At 61.7% G+C, this 14,588-nt stretch carries 11 protein-coding genes; 2 read left to right on the top strand and 9 right to left on the bottom strand.

Features of this window, described 5'->3' with window-relative positions:
• From MF270_RS17255 to MF270_RS17215, 9 genes are read right to left on the bottom strand one after another with little or no spacing between them, the layout of a single operon-like run.
• Entirely contained in the window at positions 1 to 795 is a 795-nt protein-coding gene (locus MF270_RS17255) for a citryl-CoA lyase (protein WP_027264396.1), read from the bottom strand.
• On the bottom strand, positions 795 to 1,709 hold the full coding sequence (locus tag MF270_RS17250; RefSeq protein WP_027264397.1) for an SDR family NAD(P)-dependent oxidoreductase: 915 nt from the start codon (positions 1,707 to 1,709) through the stop codon (positions 795 to 797). The genes MF270_RS17255 and MF270_RS17250 overlap by 1 nt, the downstream gene beginning before the upstream one ends.
• A gap of 12 nt (positions 1,710 to 1,721) precedes the next feature.
• On the bottom strand, positions 1,722 to 2,681 hold the full coding sequence (locus MF270_RS17245) for a hydroxymethylglutaryl-CoA lyase (protein WP_027264398.1): 960 nt from the start codon (positions 2,679 to 2,681) through the stop codon (positions 1,722 to 1,724).
• 4 nt (positions 2,682 to 2,685) lie between these two features.
• The gene (locus tag MF270_RS17240) at positions 2,686 to 4,692 is read right to left on the bottom strand and encodes an acetyl/propionyl/methylcrotonyl-CoA carboxylase subunit alpha (RefSeq protein WP_027264399.1); all 2,007 of its coding nucleotides are present in this window, start codon (positions 4,690 to 4,692) and stop codon (positions 2,686 to 2,688) included.
• 10 nt (positions 4,693 to 4,702) lie between these two features.
• Complete coding sequence (locus MF270_RS17235) at positions 4,703 to 6,310, bottom strand: acyl-CoA carboxylase subunit beta (RefSeq protein WP_238367121.1); 1,608 nt, start codon at positions 6,308 to 6,310, stop codon at positions 4,703 to 4,705.
• Positions 6,307 to 7,698 carry a phenylacetate--CoA ligase family protein gene (locus tag MF270_RS17230; RefSeq protein WP_238367120.1) on the bottom strand — a complete coding sequence of 464 codons (1,392 nt, stop codon included), beginning with the start codon at positions 7,696 to 7,698 and terminating at the stop codon, positions 6,307 to 6,309. Before MF270_RS17230 ends, MF270_RS17235 begins: the two co-directional genes overlap by 4 nt.
• A gap of 27 nt (positions 7,699 to 7,725) precedes the next feature.
• Positions 7,726 to 8,886, bottom strand: coding sequence for an acyl-CoA dehydrogenase family protein (locus tag MF270_RS17225; RefSeq protein ID WP_027264402.1), 1,161 nt, complete (start codon positions 8,884 to 8,886; stop codon positions 7,726 to 7,728).
• 9 nt (positions 8,887 to 8,895) lie between these two features.
• Complete coding sequence (locus tag MF270_RS17220; RefSeq protein WP_027264403.1) at positions 8,896 to 9,675, bottom strand: enoyl-CoA hydratase/isomerase family protein; 780 nt, start codon at positions 9,673 to 9,675, stop codon at positions 8,896 to 8,898.
• Positions 9,672 to 10,853 carry an acyl-CoA dehydrogenase family protein gene (locus MF270_RS17215; protein WP_027264404.1) on the bottom strand — a complete coding sequence of 394 codons (1,182 nt, stop codon included), beginning with the start codon at positions 10,851 to 10,853 and terminating at the stop codon, positions 9,672 to 9,674. The genes MF270_RS17220 and MF270_RS17215 overlap by 4 nt, the downstream gene beginning before the upstream one ends.
• Positions 10,854 to 10,981: 128 nt before the next feature.
• Here MF270_RS17215 and MF270_RS17210 point away from each other — a divergent pair, with 128 nt between their 5' ends.
• Together MF270_RS17210 and MF270_RS17205 are read left to right on the top strand one after the other, a co-directional pair.
• On the top strand, positions 10,982 to 12,982 hold the full coding sequence (locus tag MF270_RS17210) for an NADPH-dependent 2,4-dienoyl-CoA reductase (protein WP_238367119.1): 2,001 nt from the start codon (positions 10,982 to 10,984) through the stop codon (positions 12,980 to 12,982).
• A 26-nt stretch (positions 12,983 to 13,008) separates the two neighbouring features.
• Positions 13,009 to 14,529 carry a class I adenylate-forming enzyme family protein gene (locus tag MF270_RS17205; protein WP_027264406.1) on the top strand — a complete coding sequence of 507 codons (1,521 nt, stop codon included), beginning with the start codon at positions 13,009 to 13,011 and terminating at the stop codon, positions 14,527 to 14,529.
• Positions 14,530 to 14,588 lie beyond the last annotated feature (59 nt).

The raw sequence follows: 14,588 nt of genomic DNA, 5'->3' as shown, positions 1-14,588 counted from the left end.
TTACTTCGCTCCTGAACCCGACGTTTCAAGAATTTCCTGCTCGGCACGCTGCCAAAGCTCATAGGAAATCGGGTTTTCGCTCTCTTCGAGGATATGACCGACCAGACCGATGGCGCGTGCCATGACGCCAAAGCCCCGCACGATCTTCCAGGGGAAGCCAAATTCACAGCAGATTGCTCCGATCGCCCCGGTGGCGTTAATCGGCAGCATCTTACCCGATTTTTCTTCGGCAACGGCCTGAATTTTCTGGATCAACTCGATGTATTCACCGGACTTGCCGTTCTCGGCAGCGATCTGGAACAGGCGAGGTGTGCGCGGATCGACCGGCTTGTGCACCGGATGTCCGAGCCCCGGCACGATCATCTTGCGGGCGCGGAATTTTTCCACCGTCTCGACGGCCAGCGCATCCAGATCGACACCGGTGCCCAACTTGTCCTGTGGCAGTGCCTCGTAAAGCATTTTCGAGGCACCTTCCATAGAACCGACAAAGACGGTGCCCAGCCCACACAAGCCAGCCGCCACAGCCGCCTGAAGCGATTCCGGCGCCCCCATATAGGTCATCCGCGCCGCCAGGGCCGATGGCGTGATGCCATGTTCGACAAGGGTGATGATGATGGCGTTGAAGACGCGGCTTTCCTCGAGCGTGGCCTTGCGGCCCGTCAATTGCAGAAAGGCCAGATCGCCCAGGTTCATGTGGCCGAGGATTTCGTTCGGCAAGTCGAGCCCGCGCACGCAGATCTTGTCGGGGGTGCTCCAGGCAATGTCGGAGCTGATTTTTTCTTTGCGTTTTCCCATTAGACCGGATCCCACGAAAAGACATCCGCCGAAACTTCGAGCGGTGTGAATTGCGATTTGAGCGCGGGAATGGCGCGCTCGGCGATTTCATCGGCGGTCCAGCCGTCACCGGAGTGGACGGACCGGAGCGGGCGGGGCTGGTTGAACAGGAATATCTCGTTCATCCGCACTGCAAAGATTTGCCCCGACACATCCGCCGCGCGGTCGCTCATCAGGTAACAGGCCATCGGCGCGACCTTGGCGGGGGTCATCTTCTTGACCTTCTCGACCCGCGCCTTCTGTTCCTCCGTGTCGGTCTTGATCGACGATATCATCCGGCTCCAGGCGAAGGGCGCGATGCAGTTTGACCGCACGTTCCAGCGTTTCAGGTCGAGCGCTACCGATTTCGAGAAGGCCGCGATGCCCAGCTTTGCCGCCGAATAATTCGCCTGCGCCAGATTGCCGATCAGCCCCGAGGTCGAGGTCATGTGCACGAGCGCGCCGCTTTCCTGTTCGCGGAAATAGTCGGCGGCCGCGCGGCTGGTATTGAAGGCACCATAAAGATGGACCTTCACCACCGCGTCGAAATCCTCATAGGTCATCTTGTGGAAGTAACCGTCGCGCAGAATGCCGGCGTTGTTTACCACCGCGTCGATGCGACCGAATTCCTTGACCCCGGCTTCGATCATCGCGCGCGCGGCATCGGGATCGGTGACAGAGCCGCCATCGGCAATGGCATCGCCCCCAGCGGCCCTGATCTCTTCGACGACTTTCTGCGCCGCAGTTTCTGTCTGACCGGTGCCTTTCAGGGATGCGCCCAGATCATTGACCACCACGGCGGCGCCTTCGGTAGCTGCCATCAAGGCGATATCACGCCCGATCCCACCGCCGGCCCCGGTGACCAGAACGACCTTTCCGTCAAGTGCTTTTGTCATCTTCTTGCTCCCTCAGCGTGACTTGCGGTATTTGTCCAACCCGCCGGTGTGCATGACCCGGCCCATGAGCGGCACACCGATGATCTCTTCTGCTTTGACCGCCGCTGCGATCAGCTTGTCCAGATCAATGCCGGTTTCGATGCCGAGCTCGTGACACAGGAACACTGCATCCTCGGTGCAGACATTTCCTGCGGCGCGCGCGTGGCCGTGGCCCGCGAAAGGACAGCCGCCAAGACCGGCGACGGAGCTTTCGAACATGTCCACGCCCATCGACAGGGCCGCATAAACGTTGGCGATCCCCAGCCCACGTGTGTCATGGATGTGCATACCGATGCGCGCCTCGGGCGCCAATTCGCGCAGGGCGCCGATCATCCGTTTGACCGCCTCGGGGTTTCCCCAACCCATGGTGTCGGCGACCACGAGGATCGGCACGGGGATGTTCTCTTCTTCGCATAGCTGAAGGATAAAGCGGAAATCGTCCAAGATGCGTTCTTGGGGGATGGGGCCCTCGAGGTTGCAGCCGAAAGCGGTCATCACATAGGCCGCGTCGACGGTATATCCCTCTTCCTTGTAAAGACGGACCCAGTCACGTTGTTTTTCCCGCATCTCGGCCGAGGAACAATTGTTGTTCGATTGGGCGAATGCTTCGGAAGGATAGAACAGCAGACGCGGGTCGATATCGACCTCATGCGCGGTCAGGGCCTTGCGAAACCCTTTGTCGTTCAGCCACAGCGATGTGTAGTTCACGCCCGGTTTGCGCTTGATACGCTGGAACAACTCGCCGGTGTCCGCCATCTGAGGAACGTATTTCGGGCTGACAAAGCTGCCGACCTGAATGCGTTTCAAGCCGGTTTCGCTGAGCATGTCGATCAGTTCGATCCGCTCTTCGATCGGGTAAATCTTCTTTTCGATCTGAAAACCCTCACGCGGGCCTTCTTCACGAAATTCTACGAATTTGGGAAAGTCGCTCATTTCATCACTCCTCGGATGGCAGGATCTCGGCGATGACCTGGCCGCGATCGACCATGTCCCCATTCGAGACGGATATATTGCTGGCGATCCCGGCCGCGGCCGCCCGGATCGAGATTTCGAGTTTCATGGATTCCATGACCGCGACCACGTCGCCTTCGGCCACGCTCTGACCGTCGGAGACCTTGATTTCGACAATCATGCCGGTCAGCGGAGAGGTCACGGCGCGATCCGCCGCGGCATCGCCGCCGGCAAAGGCAAGGGGCGCGGCGGGCCGAAAGACCAGGCGGCCTTCGGGCGTATCCAGTTCGATCACGCCCGCGTGCAGGCGCGCGTCGATCAGATGGACGGTGTCGCCTTCGCCGACACGCCAACGGCCCGGGGTCAGTTCACGTGCCGACAGTATCAGCGCCTCGCCTTTCTCCGAACGGATGGTGTACTTGGCACCCGGTTTGACAGGACTGACGCGCAGTTCTTCGGATACCTCGTCAGAATCGGTAAGCGTCACGCGCTGCCCCGCTTCAATCGCATCGCCGCCCAGTCCAAGCCGCCAGCCGGTAAAGGCATCACGGTTGGTCCAGGGATTGGCGTCTGTGTCGCTGCGCGACTGGGTCACGAAGAGAATGGCAGCGGTCGCCTTCCACAGATCTGGGCGGGTCAGGCCGGGTGCCTGTGTCAGCTCATCCAGCCTGCCGTCGATCCAGCGGGTATGCACCTGCATCCGTTCGAATTCATGGTTTCGCGCCAGCGCCGTCAGAAAGGCGCGATTGGTTTCGACACCTTCGACCGCGACATGATCAAGCGCCGTGGCTAGACGTGCCAATGCGGTTTCCCGGTCGGGCGCGTGCACGATCAGCTTGGCGATCATCGGGTCGTAGTAGGGCGTGACGGCATCGCCTTCTTCGACGCCGCTGTCGATGCGCAGGCCCGATGGCAGGCTGAGCGTGGAGAGCGTGCCCGTCGACGGGGCGAATTGCATCGCCGGATCTTCGGCGTAAAGCCGCGCCTCGACCGCGTGGCCGTTGATCGTCAGATCGTCCTGCACCAGTCCAAGGCCCGCGCCTTCGGCAATCCGCAGGTGAAGCGCGACAAGGTCCAGCCCGGTGATCGCTTCGGTGACGGGATGTTCCACCTGAATGCGCGGGTTCACCTCAAGGAAGAAATACTCGCCACCCGCGACCAGAAATTCGACCGTGCCCAGCCCGCGATAGTCCAGCGTTTCGCCCAAGCGCACCGCGTCGCGTGCGATGTCGTCCAGAAGCGTTCGGGGCAGACCCCAGGCCGGGGCTTCCTCGATGACCTTCTGGTGGCGGCGCTGAAGCGTGCAATCGCGTTCGAACAGATGCACCACATGGCCCTTGCCGTCACCTGCGATCTGCACTTCAACATGGCGCGCCTCGGGCAGGAAACGCTCCAACAGCAGCCCTTCGGAGCCGAAGGTGGATTTTGCTTCGCGCAGCGCGCCTTCGATGTCCTCGACCAGCGTGGTCTCGTCAGTGACGAGCCGTTGTCCGCGCCCACCACCGCCGCCGACCGCCTTGAGCAGCACCGGCAGGCCCATTTGGCGCACCTCCTCGGCAATCTGCTCGGGATCGGACCGCGCACCTTCGGCGCCCGAAATCACCGGGACGCTGGCCGCCACGGCGGCCTCTTTGGCGCTGGCCTTGTCGCCGAAACGTTCAAGCGTTTCCGGCGTCGGCCCCATGAAGATCATGCCGGCGGCTTCGACCGAACGAGCAAAATCGGGGTTTTCGGCCAGAAAGCCATAACCGGGATGGATCGCATCCGCGCCCACTGATTGCGCAGCGGCAATCACCGCGTCGATTTTCAGATAGCTCTGGGATGCAGGTCCGGCGCCGATACAGACAGATTTGCCAATCTCGCGGACATGCAGGGCATTGACGTCGGCCTGCGAATGCACGCCGACGGGAATGATACCGCTTGCCCGCGCAGTGCGCGCGATCCGGCAGGCAATTTCGCCGCGGTTGGCGATCAGAAGCGTCTTGATTTTCACGGTTCGCTCCTCACATCCTGAACACGCCGAAGTTGGTTTCGACCTTGGGTCTGCGCGATGTTACATCCAGCATCAGCGCCATGACGTCACGGGTCTCACAGGGCTCGATCACGCTGTCGATCCAAAGGTTGGAAGCAAAATTATAGGCCCCCTGAAAATCTTCGTATTCCTTGCGGATCGGTGCCTTGAAGGCTTCCTCCTCCTCGGGGGTCCAGCTTTTGCCTTCGCGTTCGTTGATCTGCGCGCGGACCTGAGCCAGCACGCTGGCGGCCTGTTCCGGCCCCATGATTGCCGACCGTCCCGTCGGCCAGGCGAACATTGCGTCCGGCTGGAACGGGCGGCCCAGCATCGCCAGGTATCCCGCGCCGTAAGAGCCACCGGTGATGATTGTGAATTTCGGCACCCGGGCCGAAGACATGGCCGTGATCATTTTAGCACCGGCCTTGGCAATGCCCATCTGCTCGACCTCGCGGCCCACCATGAAGCCGTTCACATCGGCCAGGAACAGCAGCGGAATATCACGCTGGACGCAGAGATTGATGAAATGCGTCGCCTTCAGCGCGGCTTCGACGAAAAGCACGCCTGTATTGGCGATGATCCCGACCTCGTGGCCGTGGATGCGCCCCCAGCCGGTCATGATCGTGTCGCCATAAAGCGGCTTGAATTCGTGAAAATCGCTGTCATCCACCAGCCGGGCGACGATCTCGCGGTTGTCGGTCGGCACCTTGGGGTCGCGGCTGACGAGACCATATATTTCCTCGACCGGATAGGCAGGTTCACGCGGCGTTTCCGGCGTCTTGCGGGGCAGGGGCTTTTCGCCCAGGTGTCGGACGATATCGCGGGTGATGGCCAAAGCATGGGCATCGTCCTCGGCCAGATGGTCGGTCACGCCGGAGACAGAACAATGCATCTTGCCGCCGCCCAATGTTTCGGCATCCACTTTTTCGCCGGTCGCGGCAAAGGTCAGCTCTGGTCCGCCCAGGTACATGAAGCCCTGGCCGCGCACGATGACCACCTCGTCGCAGAGCGCGGGGATATAGGCACCACCCGCGGTGCAGGGCCCCATGACCACGGCGATTTGCGGCACACCGTCACCCGACATGCCGATCTGTTGGTGAAAGATGGACCCGAACTGGCCTTCGTCGGGGAAAAGGTTGGCTTGGTCGGGCAGGAAGGCCCCGCCGGAATCCACGAGCGTGATAACAGGCAGGCGGTTTTTCCAGGCGATCTTTTGTGCCCGGACATGTTTGCGGCAGGTGATCCCGAAATAGGTGCCGCCTTTCACTGTAGCATCGTTGGCGATGATCATGCACTGGCGGCCTTCGATCACTCCGATACCGGTGATGATGCCGGCGCCGGGCGGAACACCCTTGTGCATGTTCAGTCCGGCCAGCTCGCCGAGTTCCAGAAAGGGGGTGCCCGGATCGATCAGCCGTTCGATCCGTTCGCGGGGCAGGATCTTGCCTTTTTCCACATGACGTTCGCGCGCCATTTCGGGGCCGCCGACGCGCTGTGAGAGCCGGAGGGCATGCAGTTCATCGACCTTTTCGCGGTAAGACGCGTCGTTGGCGCGGAAGTCGTCCGACGCAGTGTCGAGAAGGGATTTCATTCTAGTCATGGCAGGTCTGGATATTTCCTGAGAACGAAGGCGACCTTCGCGGCGCCGGGTTTTTCAAAAGTGTCGGCCGCAACCAGGTGAACGTCGGCCTTGAAGACCAAGGAGTCGCGCAGCCGCTGCTCGATTTTCTTTTTGAGGGTGACGTCATCGGCCGGATCGCGATCGGGGCCGCGTTCGACAATCACCGTCAGCGCGCCCTGCGTGGTGTGGCCCTCGAAATCGGCCACGATTCGCATGACGCCGTTGGTGTCCGGCACCATTTCGGTAATGATGCTGTTGATCGCCGACGGGAAGACATTGGCCCCGCGCACGATCAGCATGTCGTCGGTGCGGCCGGTGCAGCGGATCTTCGGTCCGGTGCGGCCGCAGGAGCATTCGGTATCGATCACTTCGATATAATCGCCTGACCGGAACCGCACGAGCGGGCTCGCCTGGCGGCCGAGCGCGGTATAGACCATCTCGCCTTCTGCGCCTTTTTTCCAGGGAATGATCCTGCCGCTCTCCGGGTCGAGCAGCTCGGTCAGGACATAATCCATGTTGACCATGTGCATACCCGACTGGGCGTCGCACTCGGCCCAGTATGTCACGCCCAGATCGGTGCCGCCCAGCATCTCGGTGCATTTCGCACCCCAGGCCTTTTCGATCTTTGCCCGAATTGCGGGAATGCCGCCGCCGGGTTCGCCGCCGACGATCACGCGCTCGATACCCAGTTCGCTGGCCTTGCAGCCAAGCACCTCGGGAGCCTTTTCGGCCAGGTGCAGCACAAAGTTCGGGGCGCCGACCACGCAACGCGGGCGGGTGTCGGCGCAGGCGCGCAGCAGCCGTTCCGCACCGCCATCGGCGCCCACCGGCACATCGATCGTGCCCATGTACTGCAATCCCTGCATCACGGGGATGCCGCCGACAAAGCCCTTGGCGAGCGAAAATGCGTGCAGCACCATATCGCCGGGACGCACACCATTGGCAAAGAAACAGCGCGCTGTCATCTCGTGCCACATTTCGGCGTCGGATTCTGTCAGGGCCACATATGAGGGGCTGCCGGTCGTGCCCGACGAGGCCTGCATCTGGATGATGTCCGACATGGGCGCGGTACGGTGCTTGCCAAAGGGCGGCTCGGCGGCGAGGCTTTCGCGGATCTCGGTCTTGTAGGTATAGGGAAGTTTTTGCAGGTCTTCGATAGTGCGGATATCGTCGAATTCCACACCGGCCTCGGCGAACTTTTCCTGATAGAAGGTCGAGTTTGCCTTGAGATAGGCCATCTGGTCACGCAGCCGCTCTTCCTGAATACGGCGCACCTCGTCGAGCGGCGTGCCCTCGATCGCGTGCCAGAAGCGATCATTTACCTTGTCGGCGGCATCCTCCCGCCGGAAGCGCATTCCAAATTGCATGTCGTTCTCCGTTCCAAGCCGTGGCGATCAATAGGATCGTGGCAGGCCCATGACCTTTTCGCCGATAAAGCTCAGGCACAGTTCGCGGTTCACCGGCGCTGTGCGCAGCAGGCGGACCAGCGGGTACATTTCGTAAAGTCCCGTATCTTCGGTAAAGCCCGATCCACCATGCGCCTGAAGCGCCGCGTCGACCGCTTCGATCCCGGCTTCGGCGGCGGCATATTTCGCCATGTTCGACGACGCACCGGCAGGCAGCTTGTTGTCGAACTCCCATGCCGCGCGCCGGGTCATCAGGCTGGCCATCTCGACCGCTGTGTGCGCCTTGGCCATCGGGTGCTGCACGCCCTGGTGCGCACCGATGGGTTGGCCGAACACATTGCGCTCGGAGGCATAGGCCACGCCCTTGTTCAGGGCGAACCGGCCGATGCCGCAGCACAAGGCGGCCAGGATGATACGCTCGGGGTTGAGGCTGTCGAACAGGATCGAGAACCCTTCGTCCACCTCGCCGACCACATCCTCGGGGCCGAGATCCACATCGTCGAAGAACAGTGTCCACTGCTCCTCGGGCAGGGGGATCGAGATCTTCACCCGCTGCTTGTCGACGCCTTTTTTCTTCAGATCCACGGCGAACAGGGTAAAGCCGTCGGTCTTGCGGCTGACCTCGGTATGCGGTTTGGTCCGCGCCACCACGAGGCAGTAGTCGGCCACTTCGGCCCCGGTGATGAAGGTCTTTTCGCCCGACAGGCTGAACCGGTTGCCTCGACGCTTGGCCAGCGTAGTGGCCTTCATCGTGTTCGACCCGGCCCCCGGTTCAGTGATCGCGAAACAGAACTGGATATCACCGCGGCAGGCAGCCGGCAGCAGTTCTTTCTTGTGGAACTCGCTTCCGTGGCTGGCGATATGGGCCAGCGACATGGTCGGCCCGACCACCATCATCAAAAGCGGAATGCCGTGATTGGCGGTGCCCTCCATGAACAGGGCCATTTCGGTCATACCAAGGCCCGCGCCGCCATATTCCTCGGGCACCATGATGCCGAGGAAGCCGTCATCGGCGATCTGGCGGAACATTTCGTGCGGAAACTCGTGCTTGCGTGCGTGTCTCAGCCAGTAATCGTTGTCGAACTTCTGCGCCAGCTGGCCGCCATAGTCGTAAATCTGGCGTTGTTCGTCGTTCAAAATGAAATCCATGTTTCGTCCTCAAGCCTTGAATTCGGGGGCGCGCCGGTTCTCGAATGCATCGAGGCCCTCCGCCACGTCATCGCTGGGCAGTGCGCGCACGGCGGCATCGCGCTCAAGCCGCATCTGCTGGTCGATACCAAGGTCCGCGCCTTCGCGCGCCAACCGCTTCATCTCGGCGATGCCGGGACGTGAACGGGTGGCGATTTTCTCGCAGTATTCCAGCGCAGACTTGTGCAGGTCCGCATCCGGCACGATGTAGTTGACCAATCCGGCCTCTTTGGCCTCGTCCGACTTGAGCCAGCGGGCCGAGAACATCAGGTCGAGCGCCCTGCGCTGCCCCATCAACCGTGTCAACCGCTGCGAGCCACCCCAACCGGGAATCAGCCCGAATTGCGCGTGCTGATCGCCAAACTGGGCGCTTTCGGCCGCGAAACACACATCGCATGCCAGCATCAGTTCGATCCCGCCGGCCAGACACAACCCCTGCACTGCCACCACGACAGGGAGGGAGGAGGTTTCAAGCGCACGCAGGTTGTTCATGCCAAAGGCGATGAAATGGTCCAGCGCGGCGGGATCGTTCAATTTACCTTTCACTTCCACCAGATCGGCACCGGTGCAAAAGTGCTTGCCCTGCGCCCGGATGAGGATCGCCCGAATAGCGGGGTTCGCCTCGAATTCCGCACGCGCGACAGAAATACGCTCATGCACCTCAAGTGATAGGCAATTGAATTTCTCGGGGCGGGCCAGTTCGATGATGCCGGTGTTGCCCTCGGAAGTGACGAGGATGGGGTCGCTCATTTCGAGGCTCCCTTCGCCTTCTTGTCATACTGCAGCGCCATGCGACCGACCTTCTCGCGGGCGATCACCAGCTTCTGAATCTGCGCGGTGCCGTCGCCGATCTGAAGGCCGAGAACGTCGTTGTAACGCTGGTGGTGGGGCAGGTCGGTGGTGTAGCCGTAATGTCCGTGCAGGATCAGGCACTGGTGCAGGATCTCGCAGGCGGTTTTGGGCAGGTACCATTTGCACATGGCAGCCTGAGAGGTGTGGGGCAGGCCACAGTCGCGCAGGTCCAGCGTGTAATAGCAAAGCTGGCGCATCATGGTCAGTTGGGTCTCGGCCTCGGCCAAGGGAAAGCTGACACCCTGATACTGCACGATCGGGGCTCCGAATGCCTCGCGCTCCTGAACGTAGGCCCAGGTTTCATCCACCGACGCTTGCGCGGCCCCCAGGCACTCCAGCCCGATCAGTGCGCGGGAATAGTCGAAGCCCGCCATGATCGTGCCAAAAGCACGGTCCTGTTCCGCCATCATGTTTTCAGCCGGCACGAAAACATCGTCAAAGAAAACCGAGCCGCGCCCGACAGGCTTGGTGCCGATGTCGTCAAAATGGGTGCGCTTGATGCCTTCCTGGTTCAGATCGACGAAAAAGGCGCTGACCCCGCGTGAGCCGCCGTCAGGATCGCCGGTACGGGCAAAGACGACCGCCGCATCCGCCTGACTGGCAAAACTCATGGATGTCTTTTCACCGTTCAGCCGCCAGCCGTTGCCGGATTTCTCGGCCCTCAGAATCAGGTTCGCCGCATCCGAACCGCCACGCGGCTCTGTCAGGCCCAGACCAATGACGGCATCACCCGAAACAACCTTGGGCACCCATTCCGACGCGATGTTCTTGGAGGCATGTTTGGCAACCATTCCGCCCATGAGAGAGCCCAGAAGCTGCACGTAACTTGCGTTGAAATCGGCATAGGCGATCTCTTCGACGATCAGCCCTGACGTGACAGAGCTTTCGCCGAGTCCCCCGAATTCCTCGGGCAGATCGGCCCCGATCAGCCCCAGTGCGCCCATCTCCTTGATCAGCGCACGGTCGAATGTATGGCCGCTGGCGCGTTCTTGATATGTGGGCGCAAGCCTTTCAGTTGCGAAGCGCTTTGCGGTCTCGCGAAACGCCTTCTGATCGTCTGTAGGCTGGAATTGCATCGGTGCTCCTCCCCATGAGCGAAAATCTTCTTTCCAAAAAAATCTAACAAATGTTAGAATGTAGATCAAGTGCAGTTTTGAGGAGGAGAACCAAAGTGAAAAATAGACCAGATGGAAGCTTTGAAACCATGCTCTCGCCCATCCGCGCAGGCCAGCATACATTGCGAAATCGTGTCATCATGGGGTCGATGCACACGCGGTTGGAAACCGAGCCTGACGGCATAGCCAAACAGATCGCGTTTTACGCCGAGCGTGCGCGGGGGGAGGCGGCGATTCTGATCACCGGCGGGTTTTCGCCCAATGCCGAGGGCATATTCGATCCAGAAGGTCCGCGAATCGATGATCCGGAAGAAGCGCTTAGCCTGCGCCCGATCTGCGAGGCGGTGCAGGCCGAAGGCAGCCTGATCTGCGCGCAACTCCTCCACGCCGGGCGCTATGCCAAGATCGAAGGGTGTGTGGCCCCGTCACCGATCCGCGCCCCGATCAACCGTTTCATCCCGCGTGAAATGACCGACGCCGACATTCTCCGTACCATCGAGGATTTTGCCGTGGCGGCCGCCAATGCGCAGGCCGCAGGCTTTGATGGCGTCGAGATCATGGGGTCCGAGGGATACCTGATCAACGAATTCACCGTCACCCATACCAACAAGCGCCAAGACGACTGGGGCGGCAGCGCCGCGAACCGCCACCGATTCCCGGTCGAGATCGTGCGCGCGGTGCGCGAACGTTGCGGCCCCGAGTTTCTGGTCATCTACCGGATTTCGGCGGCCGATCTGGTCGAGGGCGGCGCGCCCGCCGATGAAATTGCCGCACTGGCCCGCAAGATCGAGGCTGCGGGTGCGGATATCCTGAACACCGGCATCGGCTGGCATGAGGCCCGCGTGCCGACGATCGCCTACCCGGTGCCGCGCGGTGCCTGGCGCAAGGCGGCAGCCAACGTCAAAGCGGCGGTGTCGATCCCGGTAGTCGCCTCGAACCGGATCAACACACCCCAGCTTGCAGAAGACATACTTGCCTCTGGCGATGCGGACATGATCTCGATGGCGCGCCCGTTTCTGGCCGATCCGCATTTCGTGAAAAAGACGCGCGAGGGCCGCGCAGACGAGATCAACACCTGCATTGCCTGCAACCAGGCCTGCCTGGATTTCATTTTTTCGGACCGGCCGGTCGGATGTCTGGTCAATCCAAGGGCCGGGCGTGAAACGGAATTCCGGGATACGCCAACCGACACGCCAAAGAAAGTGGCCGTCGTTGGCGGTGGTGCCGCGGGCATGGCCACAGCCGCCGAGGCGGCGCGGCTGGGCCACGATGTCACCCTGTTCGAAGCGCAGGACAAATTGGGCGGTCAGCTGAATCTGGCCCGCGCCGCACCAGGCAAGGACGAATTCGACGAAACCCTGCGGTATTATGCCGGTCAGATGCAGAAACACGGGGTCACGCAGCGTCTGGGACAGCGGGCAGAGGCGAGCGATCTTGAGGGATTTGACCATGTGGTCATCGCCACCGGGGTCACGCCGCGCATTCCCGACCTGCCGGGTATCGACCATCCCAGCGTCGCGACCTACGCCGAAATTCTGTCCGGTGACCGCGAGGCGGGCGACCGTGTCGTGGTGATGGGGGCGGGGGGCATCGGTCATGATGTGGCCGAGTTCCTAGTGACCAAACCCGCCGAGACCGCGAATTCCGACGTCTTTTGCGAAACCTGGGGTGTGGACCCCGAATTTGTCTCCTCGGGTGCCCTGGCGGGCGACCCTCTGGCACCGAAGCCGTCGCGCCGCAAGGTCGTCATGCTGCAGCGCAAGACCGCTAAACCGGGCGCGGGGCTTGGTGTTTCGACAGGGTGGATCCTGCGCAACGCGCTGCGCAAACATGGGGTCGAGGCAATGGGCGGGGTGACCTATGAACATATCGACGATGCGGGGCTGCACATCGTCGCGGACGGAAACCCGACGGTCATCGCAGCCGATACAATTGTGCTGTGCACCGGTCAGGAACCGGAACGAGCCCTGGCCAAAGAGGTTGTAGCGCGCGGCGTCCCGGTTACGATGATCGGCGGGGCAAAGGAGGCCGCCGAACTGGATGCGCTGCGCGCCATTGATGAGGGCGTGCGCCTGGCGCAGGATCTCTGAACCGAGGCTCGGGCAAGGGGGAAACTATGCTGACCGACGTCATCCGCGCGGGGCGCGCTGATCTGTATTCGATCTTTCGAACCCGCGCACATGACTGCGCCCGCGCCCTCGCCATCGAGGACGGCAGCAGGAAACTGACCTATGCAGAACTGCTGGAGCGGGTCGATCGTCTGGCGGCTGTCTTTCTGGCACGAGGCGTGGCGCCCGGAGACAGGATCGCGATCCTGTCGCATAACCGCTCAGAATACCTGGAGGTCGAACTTGCAGCAGCGGGAATCGGCGCGATCGTCGCCTGTCTGAACTGGCGGCTTGCCCCCGATGAACTGCGGCACTGCATCGATCTGGTCGAGCCGGTTCTCGCGGTTGTCGAACCGGAACTTTCAGAAGCTTACCGCGCCGTCGCGTCGACACCCTGTCTAACCGTCGGGCCAGACCTGGAAACGGCCATTGCCGGGGTCGAGCCGGACCCGCGCACCGGAACCATGGTTGACGACCCCGAGGCCGGTCTGACGATCCTCTATACCTCGGGGACCACGGGCCTGCCCAAGGGGGCGCATATCAGCCACCGCGCGCATATCGCCCGATCCATGGTTTTTGCGGCCCAGCTGGCGCTGGATCCCGGCGACGGGTTCATCGCCTGGGCGCCGATGTTCCACATGGCCTCCACCGATCATGCGCTGGCAACGATCCTGCGGGGCGGGACCGTGGTGATGGTGGACGGGCTGCAGCCCGCCGTCATCAACGAGGCGCTGTCACGCCACAGGATCGGCTGGTTCGTGATGATGCCCGGGGCACTGGAGGCTTTTATTAACGAACGGCACGCCAACCCTTTGCCGCTGAAGGGGATCAAGGTTTGCGGCGCAATGGCTGATCTGGTGCCGCCGCATCAGATCGCGGAACTGACCGGTCTTCTGGACACGCCCTATCTGAATTCCTTCGGGGCGACCGAAACCGGCCTGCCGCCGGGAACCGCCGATCTGATCGCGCCGGGTGTGACCCCGGACCGGCTGTCCAAGCGCATCAGCGCCTTTTGCGAGGTGCGGCTGGTCGATCCCGACGACCGCGAAGTCCCCGATGGAACGCCGGGCGAAATGGCGCTTCGGGGTTCGACGCTGTTTTCCGGGTACTGGAACGCCGACGACACCAATGCCCGTGACTTTCGCAACGGCTTTTTCCACATGGGCGATCTGTTCCGGCGCAATGCGGACGGCACCGTCGACTTTGTGGATCGGGCGAAATACCTGATCAAGACCGGAGGTGAAAACGTCTATCCGGCGGAAATCGAACGTGTGCTTCTTTCCCATCCCGATGTGATCGATGCTGCCGTGGTCAGGGCCTTCGACGCGAAATGGGGGGAAAGCCCGGTGGCCTTTGTCGCCTGTGACGATGACGGGCCGGATGCCGAGGCGCTGCTGAACTTGTGCCGCGAAAGCCTGGCTGGCTATAAGCGACCGCGCGAAATTCGCTTCATCGCGTTCGAGGACTTTCCCAGATCGACCAGCGGAAAGGTCCAGCGGCATATCCTCGAAGCCCGGCTCGCAGATTAATTTTCGCTCTGACCCGATCGTCACCCCGCCACGCCCGTTCGCCCCACTAGCGATATAAG

The organism is Mesobacterium pallidum, from assembly GCF_019966535.1.
Taxonomy (GTDB): Bacteria; Pseudomonadota; Alphaproteobacteria; order Rhodobacterales; family Rhodobacteraceae; genus Mesobacterium; species Mesobacterium pallidum.
Note: the sequence above shows the minus strand (reverse complement) of the source record. Positions and strands in the feature narration are given on the sequence as shown.

Coding starts and splice junctions, on each gene's coding strand:
- MF270_RS17235 (WP_238367121.1), bottom strand. CDS start 6,310: ATGACTAGAATGAAATCCCTTCTCGACACTGCGTCGGACGACTTCCGC.
- MF270_RS17215 (WP_027264404.1), bottom strand. CDS start 10,853: ATGCAATTCCAGCCTACAGACGATCAGAAGGCGTTTCGCGAGACCGCA.
- MF270_RS17205 (WP_027264406.1), top strand. CDS start 13,009: ATGCTGACCGACGTCATCCGCGCGGGGCGCGCTGATCTGTATTCGATC.
- MF270_RS17245 (WP_027264398.1), bottom strand. CDS start 2,681: ATGAGCGACTTTCCCAAATTCGTAGAATTTCGTGAAGAAGGCCCGCGT.
- MF270_RS17255 (WP_027264396.1), bottom strand. CDS start 795: ATGGGAAAACGCAAAGAAAAAATCAGCTCCGACATTGCCTGGAGCACC.
- MF270_RS17225 (WP_027264402.1), bottom strand. CDS start 8,886: ATGGATTTCATTTTGAACGACGAACAACGCCAGATTTACGACTATGGC.
- MF270_RS17210 (WP_238367119.1), top strand. CDS start 10,982: ATGCTCTCGCCCATCCGCGCAGGCCAGCATACATTGCGAAATCGTGTC.
- MF270_RS17250 (WP_027264397.1), bottom strand. CDS start 1,709: ATGACAAAAGCACTTGACGGAAAGGTCGTTCTGGTCACCGGGGCCGGC.
- MF270_RS17220 (WP_027264403.1), bottom strand. CDS start 9,675: ATGAGCGACCCCATCCTCGTCACTTCCGAGGGCAACACCGGCATCATC.
- MF270_RS17230 (WP_238367120.1), bottom strand. CDS start 7,698: ATGCAATTTGGAATGCGCTTCCGGCGGGAGGATGCCGCCGACAAGGTA.